Source organism: Paenibacillus sp. D51F (genome assembly GCF_053345695.1).
On the sequence record NZ_JBKFAO010000007.1, the window covers coordinates 70,987 to 82,601 of the forward strand.

Below are 11,615 nucleotides of genomic sequence, written 5' to 3' on the forward strand. Positions count from 1 at the left end.
ACCCAGGAGTGCAAAAAGGCGCACCAAGGAATGCAAAAAAGCACACCAAGGAATGCAAAAAGGCACACCAAGGAATGCAAAAAAGCGGCAGCCAGGAAATCCTGACTGCCGCTTGGCGATTAATGGTCGTAATGCTTTCCGGCTCCAAACAATCCGCTTGCCTGCCGATAACGTCTCCATTTCAAGACCGGTGTCAAGCCGGTTGGAGATCCTCTTCTCCCTTGAGGGAGAACGAGGAGGCTGCCTTAGCCTCGGCAAGCTCCGCAGCGAGACGGCGGCGCTTGCGCTCGAACTGCTTCAGATGAAGGACGGCCATCTCGTCCTCGGGGTTGCGCTTCAGATAGAACCGCATTTCATATAATGTATGGTCAAGCTCCATCAACTGCTCCTGCAGATCCGCAGGATCGACGAGGGCGGGCTGGAAGGCTTCGCGTTCATGGCATACGTTTGCTTCGGTCATCATGTCGGTCAAATCCTCCTGCTTGGGGTTGCGGTATTCGCGGGCTGCGGCGGGCTCTGCCTTGCAGAACCGCCGTCCGCTTCCTTTATTACCACCCAAGCGCATCCCCAAACCGGATGAGACCTTCTTACTTGAATTTCTTCCAATCCATGCTGCTGTTGTCGAGCAGATACTCCATGCTGCTCTCGTTGCGCTTCTGCTCGGCCTTGCGGGCTTCCTCCGCCCGGCGGCGCTCCTCTTCGCGGACGCGCTCCTGCTCGGCCTTCATGCCGTCGGCCTGCGACTTCAGCCGCTGGACCATATCCGCCGGCAGCAGATCCTTGAGCGTCGCCGGCTTGGCGGCTTCCGCTCCCGGCTCGGGACGCCGAGCAGGCGCCTGCTTTTTCTTCGCCATTTCCGGATCCTCCCCTTTCCACTTGCGTCATGGCCGAATTATAGCACAAAAAAAGCGGAGCCGGGGACAGCTCCGCCTGGAAGTCTCTGATAGGAAGGATCGGGAGCTGGAAGCGCCCGTCTCCCCTTGACAAGCACGCCTTGCTTGACGATCAACCCGGCCTCATGCCCGCTTCGCGGCGCTCGCCAGGCGCAGCCGGATTCCCGAAGGATCGGTCACTTCCCCGCCTTCCGGCACGTCCCTGACCTCCGCTCCGCCGTCGCGGAGCCTGCTCATGGCGGTCGCCAGCGATTCGGCATCCGGATAGAGGATCGTGGCATAGGCAAGCCCCGTTCCGCGCTCGGGCGCAGGCGGAGCTCCTTTGCCCGCCCATATATTCAGTCCGATATGATGATGGTAGCCGCCCGCCGAGACGAAAAGAGCGCCAATCGACTGCCAGCCGTCGGCGATCAGGTCGAAGCCGAGCAGGCCGCAATAGAAGTCGTAGGCGGCTTGCAGATCGGAGACATGGAAGTGGACGTGGCCGATGACCGTTCCGGCCGGCAGCCCTTGCCATTCATGTCCTTGGGCCAGCTGCAGCAAGCCCTCGACGTCGACAGGATCGGTCCCCATGAGCACATGGCCTTCGGCGTCATGCTTCCAATCGCTGCGCGGCCGGTCGCGGTAGATCTCGATGCCGTTGCCGTCGGGATCGTCGAGGTACAAGGCTTCGCTCACCCAGTGGTCTCCTTGCCCGACCGGCAGCCTTGCTTCCGCCAGACGGCGCAGGACAAGGCCGAGCGACAAGCGGTCCGGCACGAGAATAGCGAAATGGTACAGGCCGGCGGTGCGTCCCGCTGCCGGCACGGCATCCGGGCGTTCCTCGAGCAGCAGCAAAGGCTCCGGACCGCCGGCTGTCAGCCAGACGCCCTCCTCGTCCCTGCGCAAAACTTGAAAGCCGATGATATCGGTATAAAACCGGACGGAACGATCGATTTCTTTGACCTTCAATTTCACAAGACCGATCGAGACGCCGGGATGGATGGAGAGATGCTGTTGAGTCATCCTGATTGCCTCCTTGAATAAGTTACTTATTAAAAGTAAGTATAATGCCGGCGGCAATAAAATTCAAGCGGGCGGTCCAAATAGGATTCGCCCGCTTTCCTTTTGCTATTCATTTCAAGGCCTAATGCCGCAGATGGTACGGCACCGTGGCGATGACGATATCCTTGTTGCTGAACAGGTAGGCCCGCAGCAGAAGCCCCGTCTGGTTGTGCAGGATATGCTGCCACCAGTGCTTGGTGATGAACTGCGGAATGAGAATCGTGATATGGTCATGCTCGCCCGTTTTCCATTCCACGGTATCGATGAACTTGAGGATCGGCCTCGTGATGCTCCGGTAGCTGGAGCGGAGCGTGATGAGGCGGACGCCCGGGTTCCATTCTTCCCATTTCTTCTCCATGCGAGCGATGTCTTCTTCGTTGAAGCCGACATAGACGGCTACGACGTTGTCGGTGAGCGACTTGGCATAACCGAGCGAATTGGCGACGACTCGCGTGATGCCCGCCACCGGCACGACGACCGTGCTGCCCTTGATGACCGGCTTGTCGACCTCCGGGTTGATCCGCAGCTCGGCGGCCACCTTCGTGTAGTGCTTGTGGATGCGATGGAAGAGCAGCATGACGATGGGCAGGAATACGAATACCATCCAGACATGCGCGAACTTCGTGAAGATGAAGATCAGCGTAATGCCGAGCGTCGTCAGCATGCCGACGGTGTTGATGGCGAGCTTGCCGATCCAGCCTTTCGGCTTCAGCCTGAGCCAGCGGATCATCATCCCGAGCTGCGACAGCGTGAACGGGATGAACACGCCGACAGCATAGAGCGGAATCAGGTTCTCGGTGTCGCCGCCGAACACCACGACGAGGATGATCGAGAATACCGCCAGGAAGATGATGCCGTTCGAGAAGCCGAGCCGGTCGCCGCGCACCATGAAGGCATGCGGCATGTATTTGTCCTTGGCCAGCATGAACGCCAGCAGCGGAAAGGCCGAGTAGGCCGTGTTGGCGGCCAGGAACAGGATCAGCGCCGTAACGCCCTGGATGAAGTAGTACAGGATGCCCCGTCCGAACGTGCCGGCGGCAATCTGCGATACGACCGTCTCGCTCGCCTTCGGCGTAATACCGTACCAATAGGCCAGCAAGCTGATGCCGAGGAACATCGAGCCGAGAATGACGCCCATCATGATCAAGGTAGAGGCGGCATTCTTCTCCGCCGGCTGCTTGAAGTTCGGGATCGCGTTGGAAACGGCTTCCACGCCCGTGAGCGCGGAGCAGCCCGAGCTGAACGCCTTCAGCAGCAGGAACAGGCTGATGTTGCTCACCGTCGCGCCGATCTCCGGGATTTCCGGGTGGGCGCCGCCGAAGGCGTATTTGACCACGCCGGAAATGATGAGCACGAATATGGATACGACGAACAGGTAGATCGGCACGGCAAGCACCGAAGCCGATTCCGTCGTGCCCCTCAGGTTCATGATCGTCAGCAGGACGATGACGATGATCGAGATCAGAATCCGGCTGTCATGCAGGGAAGGAAAGGCGGACGTGATGGCGTCGGTCCCCGCGGAAGCGCTGACCGCTACCGTCAGTATATAATCGATGAGAAGCGAGCCGCCGGCCAGCAGGCCGGTCGTCGTGCCGATATTGTCCTTGGCGACGACATAAGCCCCGCCCCCCATCGGGTAGGCATAGATCGTTTGGCGGTAAGACAGGATGAGGATGAGAAGAAGGCCGAGCACGGCGAGCGAGATCGGAATGGAGTACCATACGGCGGCGAAGCCGGCCACCATTAGGGCGATCAGGATTTGCTCCGTCCCGTAGGCGACGGAAGACAAGGCGTCCGAGGACAGGACGGCCAGCGCCTTCAATTTGGTGAGCTTCTCGCCCTCGAGCTCTCGGCTCTTCATCGGGCGCCCGATCAGAAGGCGTTTCATGCGGTTGACCATGATTCTTTTTGCTCCTTTGCGCATCATGCGCAGCGTGAATGATTACTTTGCCCTCTTTTAGAAACATGATGTATCGTACACCCGAAGCCAACTTCTGTAAACGGGTTTCTTCCCGGTGCGAACGCTGCTTGAAGGACGGAATCTCTTGCCCTTCGCCCTCGGCTTCCAAGCAAAATTACCCCGGTTGCTTTAATCCCGAACCATTTAGACAAAAAACATCGCGAGATAAAGCAATCATATGGAGAGTGCAAAGAAACGTATGGAGATGATGATGAAATTATAACCTTCAAGCTGAACCGATAGTCCCCTGCGCTTCTGTCGAGGAAGATGTTCAATGGTGAAGCATGCTGGGAAGGTTCTGACTGCCGTTCTGTACGAACGGGCAAAATCAGCACAAAAAAAGCCTTGGCCGCTAAGGCCGAGGCTAATTGCATACGAGCGCATCGGTACCGATCCGCTCGGTCCTGCCCCATCATCGCCGGGTCTGGATGTCCGCGTCGGAAGCTGCGCCTTCTTCCAGCTGCCTCGGTACCGATCCGTCAATCTCGTACAAATCCGCAGGCAGCGCCTGCACGAACGGCGACCAATCGCCCGTCGAGTAAAGATGAAGCCGGTGCATCGCCCGCGTGCATGCCGTGTACAGAAGCTTACGTTCGCTGTCCCGGCCGTAGGCTCCGGACGAGGCCTCATAGACCAGAACGGCATCGAACTCGACACCCTTGGCGAGATACACGGGAAGGACCATCACTCCTTTTTCAAAACCCGCCGTGTCCTTCGCAATGAGCTGGAGAGCCTCGCCTCCAAGATTGCGCAACGATTCATGGGCTTCCCGGCTTTCGGCTGCCGTCTTCGTAATGACAGCGATGGAATCAAAGCCCTCGGCCCTGAGCGCCGCGATGTCAGCCAGCAGCCGCGCGTCGCGCTTCTCCCCGCTGTCCAGCCTCGTCAGAAGGGGCTTGCGGCCTCCCCTTTCAAACGATTCAATCTCTTCCCCGCCCGGAAGCATCGATTTCGTCCATTCGACAATCTCCCTCGTTGAACGATAGCTGCGCACAAGACGGACAAGGCTCGTGTCGGCTTCTCCAAAAAGGCGGAGCAGAGGCGAATCGGATGTGTCCAAGCTTGTCGCCTGAACGAAGATCGCTTGCCCGAAATCGCCGAGCACCGTCATCCGGGCTCGTGGAAACAGCTTTTTCAGATACTCATATTGAAACATCGAATAGTCCTGGCCCTCATCGACGAAGACATGCCGGATCTCCGTGTTCGTCCGAACCCCTTCGATCAGCTCTCTCAGATACAAGTAAGGCGTCGCATCCTCGTGGAGCAGCTCATTCCGGAGCAGCGCTTCCTTCGTTTGCCTGCATATATCGGGCCACAGCGGTGGGATGGCGCCCCCGTTTGTCCGCTCCCGGTAAGCGGCTTCGTCGGCAAACAATTGCCCGTAGATGCCATCGACATCGATAAACGCGAATTTCCTCACGCTTTTCCTCAGCGGCTTGAACAGTTCTTTCACAATGCGGCGGCGGAGCAGCTCCTCCTCCTTCCGGGCGAAGTCGAAGTCGCTCTCATCCTCCCGGCGCTTCTTGATGATTTTCTCGCGGACTGCGGCGTAATGCTCCGCAAGGTCGAACAGCTCCCTTTCCTTATGAAGCATGTCGAAGACCTCCGCGTACTGATCGGAATCGAGATAATCCAACTCCTCCTGGACCCAAGGCGCTTTCCGTTCCTTGCGTTCCAGCGAAGCCAGCTCGTTCAGAAGCCATTCCTGCAGCAAAACGACCCGATTGTACAAAGGCAGGGAACGGTCATAACCGTAAAATTCCGCTTCCATCCGCTCCGCGGCAATCAGCTCGCGGTCACGAAGGCGAATTCCGTTGAATCGCATGCCTTGCTCTCCCAACCAAGCCCCATAGCTCCGCAGAGCTTGCAGGAAAGCTTCGGAAGCTTTGTATTCGATCCCCTGAAGACGAGCCTCATGCCCCGGCGCTCCATGAGCGGTCAGCATATATTCGATCTGGTCAAAGGGATCCTCCGGGCGGAGCGATGGACCTAGCCAATAGTCGAGATACTCCTGAAAAGTCGTCTGCTGCATATTCTCTTCACCGAGCTCCGGAAGAACCGTGGAGATATAGCTGGCAAACATCGGATTCGGAGAGAACAGCACGATCTGGTCGGCTTTGATCGTCTGGCGATGCTTGTAGAGCAGGTACGCCACCCGCTGCAAGGCCGCGGAAGTTTTGCCGCTGCCGGCCGCCCCCTGGACGATAAGCATCCGGCTTTTGTCATTGCGGATGATCGCATTTTGTTCCTTCTGGATCGTGGCCACGATGCTCTTCATTTGCGGGTTCGCGCCTTTGCCGAGCACCTGCTGCAGCAGCTCGTCTCCGATCGTCTCGCTCGCGTCGAACATGTTGCGGATGTGCCCGTCTTGAATTTGAAACTGCCTCTTCAGCTCCATCGTCCCATCGATGGGCCCGGCGGGCGTTGCATAAGAAGCCGGACCGGGGGAGTGGTCGTAATATAGGCTCGCGATCGGCGTCCGCCAGTCATAGATCAGAAAGCTCAAGCCGTCTTCGTCGACGAAGGAAGATACGCCGATATAGATCTGCTCGGCGAGTTCCAGCCCATCCTCCTTGAAATCGATGCGTCCGAAATACGGCGACGGAAGCAGACGTTTCATGCTTTTCCACTGCTGCGCCAACAGCTTGTGGCTGCGCTCCCGTTCGGCCAATACCGCGGACTGCTGGTTGATCGTATGGAATGTCTCTTCAAAGTCTTCGTCCGTGCTCGTGTTGATCGTCACATCTTCCCAAAACCGCTTGCGGATATCCGCAGCTTGACCGCGCAGTCCGGCGACCTCCGGCTCCAGTTCGTCTATTCTCGTCTGCAGCTTGTTCCGGACCCCTTCCAGCCGCTGCTGTTCCTGCTTCCAATCCTTCGCTTCCATCTCTCCCTCAACACACTCCTCGTCTTCCTTTTTCTGGAGCAAAAAAGAGCATTGACAAATCAGAGTTCCAGATGTAGAATTAGATTAGGAATAGAATGGATACATCCATAACTTCATCAATTCAACGTCGCTATAGATTGTATCATAGCGCTTTTTTGCGTTCAATATGGTTTTTGTTATTGTTTGGGCAGAGCTGAAGGCTGACTCGAATCGAGGGCCGTTCACCAAACAACCGCGGAGGTATGCAGCCATTAGATGATCTTTGCTTTCTCCCCGGCAAACATATCGTAACGAAATGTCATGCAACTGAAACGTCGTTTTCAGCTTTTTTTAAGAAAGCGGTTTTATAATAAGCACATGACCCCCCTTTGAATATAGCAGCACCTTGGGCCCCCCGGCTTTATGCCGGAGGGTCACTTTTTTTTGCGGGCTTTCCATAATCCCCATATCGCCGCTCATAGTCCCGTCCACCGCCGCATACAGTGGGTATGAACCTTACTTATCTCGGCACGGAGGGATTGAGCTTATGACTCAGGACGACATCCGCCAGCTGGAGCGGGCGATCGACGAGATTACGGAAATCGCCACAGGCTTCGGCCTGGACTTCTATCCGATGAGGTACGAAATCTGCCCGGCAGACATCATCTATACGTTCGGCGCTTACGGCATGCCGACCCGCTTCAGCCATTGGAGCTTCGGGAAGACGTTCAACAAAATGAAGCTGCAGTACGACCTCGGTCTCAGCAAAATATATGAGCTCGTCATCAACTCGAATCCCTGCTACGCCTTCCTGCTCGACGGAAACTCGCTCATCCAGAACAAGCTCATCGTCGCCCATGTGCTCGCCCATTGCGACTTCTTCAAGAACAATGCCCGCTTCTCCGGAACGAACCGCGACATGGTCGAGAGCATGTCCGCGACGGCCGAGCGGGTCAGCCAGTACGAGATGCTCTATGGAACGGAGACCGTCGAGCGCTTCATCGACTCCGTGCTCGCGATCCAGGAGCATATCGATCCTACGCTCATCAAGCCCCGCCAGCTCGACAAGTCGAAGCGCGACGAATACCTGCGACGGGAAGCCGAGAACGCGGAGGAGCGCACAGCGGGAGAGTACGACGACCTGTGGGGGCTGGAAAATGTCTTGTCGGAGGAAAAGGCGGGGCCGCCGGAGCCGCCGAAGTTCCCCCTTCGTCCCGAGAAGGACCTCGTCTGGTTTATTGAGGAGCATTCGGCTCACCTCGCCGACTGGCAGCGGGACATCATGAGCATGCTGCGCGAGGAAATGCTGTATTTCTGGCCGCAGATGGAAACCAAGATCATGAACGAAGGCTGGGCGTCCTACTGGCATCAGCGGATCATCCGCGAGATGGATCTGGACAGCGAGGAGACGATCGAGTTCGCCAAGCTGAACGCCTCCGTCGTCGTACCCGGCCGCGGCATCCTGAACCCTTATTACCTGGGGCTGAAAATTTTCGAGGATATCGAGAAGCGCTGGGAGCAGCCGACGGAGGAAGACCAGCGCCGCTTCGGATACAAGCCGGGAAGGGGCCGGGAGAAGATCTTCGAGGTCCGGGAGCTGGACTCCGATACCTCCTTCCTCCGCAATTACCTGACCAAGCAGCTTGTCGACGATCTCGACCTGTTCATTTTCGAGAAGAAAGGCCCCGAATGGAAAATCACCGACAAGGCGTGGAAAAATATCCGCGAGCAGCTCGTCTACTCCCGGGTCAATGGCGGATTTCCCGTCATCGAGGTGCATAACGGCGATTTCAATCGCGTCGGCGAGCTGTACCTGATCCACCATTACGAAGGCGTGGAGCTGGATCTCAAGTATGTGGAGCGCACGCTCCCTCACGTCGTCACCCTCTGGGGCAAGTCCGTGCATCTGGAGACCGTCGTCGAAGACAAGAAAATCGTCTTCAGCTGCGACGGGAAGAAGACGAGCCGAAAGTTCATTTGAAGAAACCCCATAGGACAATCGAAAAAACAGCCGGCTCCTGATGGAGCCGGCTGTTGATGCGGCATCGATGCAGGATGCAGCAGCTTCGGATGGAATCGTCCGTCACGGGCGGCGCTTTATGTACGAGAACGTGAGCATCCAAAAGATGCAGCCCAGCAGGATGTGGATTCCGCTTTCCCGAACATGAATGCCGTTTCCGCTGAGCAAGATGCCCGTGAAGAAGCCCAAAATGATCGCGATGAGAACTTCAAGCGCTTTGGATGCCATGCGGATTCTCCTTTGTGGTGGAGTTCATATGGGAAGGAATGGATTTGAAGCCTATTTTATCACATGACCATGGTTTCCAGAAAACCCTTCGCATGCGTCAGCAGCGGATAAGGAAACCTAAAAAGGCAGGAATTCACTTCACTTTGTTTAGTTGCATTATTTTCGTTATCGATGTATACTGTCACTATTGCAAACACAATTTAAAGACACAAGGAGAGACGTTTCCATCATGGCATCCATTCTTTTCGTCAAAGCAAACGACCGCCCGGCTGATCAAGCGATCAGCGTCCAAATGTACAATACGTTCCTCGAATCCTATAAAGCCGCTCACCCGAACGACACGGTAATCGAGCTGGATCTGTACGAGGAAGTGCTTCCTTTCTATGGCAACACGGCCATGACCGGCATGTTCAAGGCTGGACAAGGCATGGACACGACTCCTGAAGAGCAAGCCGCAGTCGAGCTTGTCACAAAATATGTCAACCAATTCCTCGAAGTCGACAAAGTCGTCATCACGGTTCCTCTCTGGAACTATTCGGCTCCGGCTCCGCTGGTCAACTATATGGCTTACCTGGCGCAAGCAGGCAAGACTTTCCGTTACACAGCCGAAGGTCCTGTAGGCCTCGCAGCCGGCAAGAAGGTCTCCCTGCTGACGGCTCGCGGCGGCGTGTACTCCACAGCTCCTATGGCTGACTTCGAATCGGCCATCCGTCCTCTCAAAGGCGCATTCGCCCTGTTCGGCATCCAAGCCGAGGAGATCGTCATCGAAGGCCACAACCAATTCCGCGACCGCGCTGCCGACATCGTACGCGAAGGTCTGGACAAAGTCAAAGCCGAAGCAGCCGCTTTCTAAGAGTTCTTCGTTGCAAAAGCCCCTTTCCGGATATCCGGGAAGGGGCTTTTCGTATTTTTGATCCTGTTGACTTAAATTTCAATTTCTTATTGTTCCCGTGCTATGAACAAAGCTTCTAATCTTTAAATGTAGGAAGCTCCGCTTCTAACTGCTCGAATATCTCAGTACAGGATCCGTCCTAAGGCTTTTAAAGTCGCTCTCAACGAGTGAACAATCTCGTCCCGATCTTCGTTTTGCACTTCGCCGATTCGAGCCGCCAGCGTAGGAGCCGCCCACTCTTCGATTTCCCTAATCCCCATGCCGGACAACAGCAAATATTCTTTCAAATACTCATCATGAAACAGCTCGCGCAGCACTCTTCCCTGCAGCCAACCGGGAGCGTCTCGCGGGACAGCATGCGAACGCAGCATCATGGACGTTCTGGCGATATCCGCCGCTTCATGACCAACCAATGCATTTATCCAATCGATAATAACCGGCCCATTCGCAGAGAGAATAATGTTGCCGGGATGAAAATCGTAATGGCACAATTTCCTGCCATCCGGCAAGTCTTTCAACTTTGCCATCACCGATTGTTTTTCTCGTTCACTTAGAATCTCTGCCGTTTGTATTTGATGCGACAGTCCCTCTTTTAAATTAGAACCGGAAAGGCTGTCTACCTGATGGATATCGAACTGGACCTGCGCCATTTGTCTGGCGTAGTAGACAACGCTAGATTTCGCCATCTCAATTCGGCTCAGCATCGTGGGACCATCAATTCGCTCATACACCAGGCAAGTCTTGCCTTCAACCTCCACTAACCCGCCGAAAGCCGGCGTTTTAAGACCCAAGGATTGAATGGCTTCCGCATTCCGCGCTTCTTTTTTGGCCTCATGCCTGGAATGCTCACGTTGATGAAAGACTTTGATGACCTCCGTACGCCCCCAGCGATAAACATTGGCCGTGTTCCCGCTGCCAAGCAATTCCCCTATTTTCATTTTCGTTTTCCTTTCTCCAAGACCAAAGGGAAGTATGCCCGATCGTGATTAGTTATACCGAATATGGATTTTTCTATATCGTTCGCGTTTTTTTAAAGCACCGCCCGTATCGCCGGTGACGGCAATAGAACTGGGACCTGTCCATTCCGCTTTGAATGGTTTCGTTGAAATAAACACATTCCCCGACTGTTTTGATCCTGATCCTTGCTGGAGGATCGACAGCTGATAGCTGTAACCGGTTGTCGCTCCGCAATTCCTTTGGAATGCGACCAGCTCCAAGCTGCCGGTCGGTTGGACCGACCTATGGATGATTTCATTCGCGCACATGCCGGATAACAGGCTTCCTCCCAGATGGTGGAGTCCGAAAGCAGCCATTCCGAATAGGACTATGAAACCAATGAAACTGATTCCCAATGCTCGCTTTATCGTTCGTCTTCGTTGAAGCCTGACTTCCTGATCGGAAGGCCAATCGGAAGCATTCATCAGCGACCTCCTGATCCAATCTTTTCAATTCCGCTTCTCATCTCTCTGTTTCCATTCCGACTATACCATTGCTGGAAAATAACGTTAATGACTAAATGAGGTTTTATCCGGTTTTTTCTATATATACGGCCATTTTCCGCCCTTGCATTGTGCATTCCGGGACTTGCTGCGCACTTCCATATACCCTTTCCTTCCGCTCCGCAAGACGAACGATTTTCCTATTGACAGCGATGCCAAACATTTTTTATGATGACTGAGCCAACCTTAATTTGAGGGCTATGCTTTTTAAAC

At 55.4% G+C, this 11,615-nt stretch carries 10 protein-coding genes; 2 read left to right on the plus strand and 8 right to left on the minus strand.

Annotated features, from left to right (window positions below; genetic code table 11):
• Nucleotides 1-193: 193 nt before the first annotated feature.
• The 5 genes from ACLBWT_RS14145 to helD all read right to left on the minus strand — a co-directional run bounded on the left by ACLBWT_RS14145 (nucleotide 194) and on the right by helD (nucleotide 6,784).
• Nucleotides 194-463, minus strand: coding sequence for a hypothetical protein (locus ACLBWT_RS14145; protein WP_447663796.1), 270 nt, complete (start codon nucleotides 461-463; stop codon nucleotides 194-196).
• Nucleotides 464-587: 124 nt separating this feature from the next.
• The gene (locus ACLBWT_RS14150; protein WP_447663798.1) at nucleotides 588-854 is read right to left on the minus strand and encodes a DUF3886 domain-containing protein; all 267 of its coding nucleotides are present in this window, start codon (nucleotides 852-854) and stop codon (nucleotides 588-590) included.
• A 162-nt stretch (nucleotides 855-1,016) separates the two neighbouring features.
• Nucleotides 1,017-1,898, minus strand: a complete 882-nt coding sequence (locus ACLBWT_RS14155; protein ID WP_447663800.1) for a VOC family protein — start codon at nucleotides 1,896-1,898, stop codon at nucleotides 1,017-1,019.
• 121 nt (nucleotides 1,899-2,019) lie between these two features.
• Nucleotides 2,020-3,837, minus strand: coding sequence for an APC family permease (locus ACLBWT_RS14160; RefSeq protein ID WP_447663801.1), 1,818 nt, complete (start codon nucleotides 3,835-3,837; stop codon nucleotides 2,020-2,022).
• Between the two features lie 472 nt (nucleotides 3,838-4,309).
• A complete protein-coding gene (gene helD / locus ACLBWT_RS14165; protein ID WP_447663802.1) occupies nucleotides 4,310-6,784 on the minus strand; it encodes an RNA polymerase recycling motor HelD in 2,475 nt (824 codons plus the stop codon).
• A gap of 526 nt (nucleotides 6,785-7,310) precedes the next feature.
• On the opposite strand from helD, the gene ACLBWT_RS14170 reads away from it, so the two are divergent.
• Complete coding sequence (locus ACLBWT_RS14170; RefSeq protein WP_447663804.1) at nucleotides 7,311-8,744, plus strand: SpoVR family protein; 1,434 nt, start codon at nucleotides 7,311-7,313, stop codon at nucleotides 8,742-8,744.
• Between the two features lie 102 nt (nucleotides 8,745-8,846).
• Here the strand turns inward: ACLBWT_RS14170 and ACLBWT_RS14175 are convergent, their stop codons facing one another.
• A complete protein-coding gene (locus ACLBWT_RS14175; protein ID WP_447663805.1) occupies nucleotides 8,847-9,011 on the minus strand; it encodes a hypothetical protein in 165 nt (54 codons plus the stop codon).
• Between the two features lie 229 nt (nucleotides 9,012-9,240).
• Here ACLBWT_RS14175 and ACLBWT_RS14180 point away from each other — a divergent pair, with 229 nt between their 5' ends.
• A complete protein-coding gene (locus ACLBWT_RS14180; RefSeq protein ID WP_447663806.1) occupies nucleotides 9,241-9,864 on the plus strand; it encodes an FMN-dependent NADH-azoreductase in 624 nt (207 codons plus the stop codon).
• A 161-nt stretch (nucleotides 9,865-10,025) separates the two neighbouring features.
• Here the strand turns inward: ACLBWT_RS14180 and ACLBWT_RS14185 are convergent, their stop codons facing one another.
• Together ACLBWT_RS14185 and ACLBWT_RS14190 are read right to left on the minus strand one after the other, a co-directional pair.
• A complete protein-coding gene (locus tag ACLBWT_RS14185) occupies nucleotides 10,026-10,841 on the minus strand; it encodes a phosphotransferase family protein (RefSeq protein ID WP_447663808.1) in 816 nt (271 codons plus the stop codon).
• A 48-nt stretch (nucleotides 10,842-10,889) separates the two neighbouring features.
• On the minus strand, nucleotides 10,890-11,324 hold the full coding sequence (locus tag ACLBWT_RS14190; RefSeq protein WP_447663810.1) for a hypothetical protein: 435 nt from the start codon (nucleotides 11,322-11,324) through the stop codon (nucleotides 10,890-10,892).
• Between the last annotated feature and the right edge of the window lie 291 nt (nucleotides 11,325-11,615).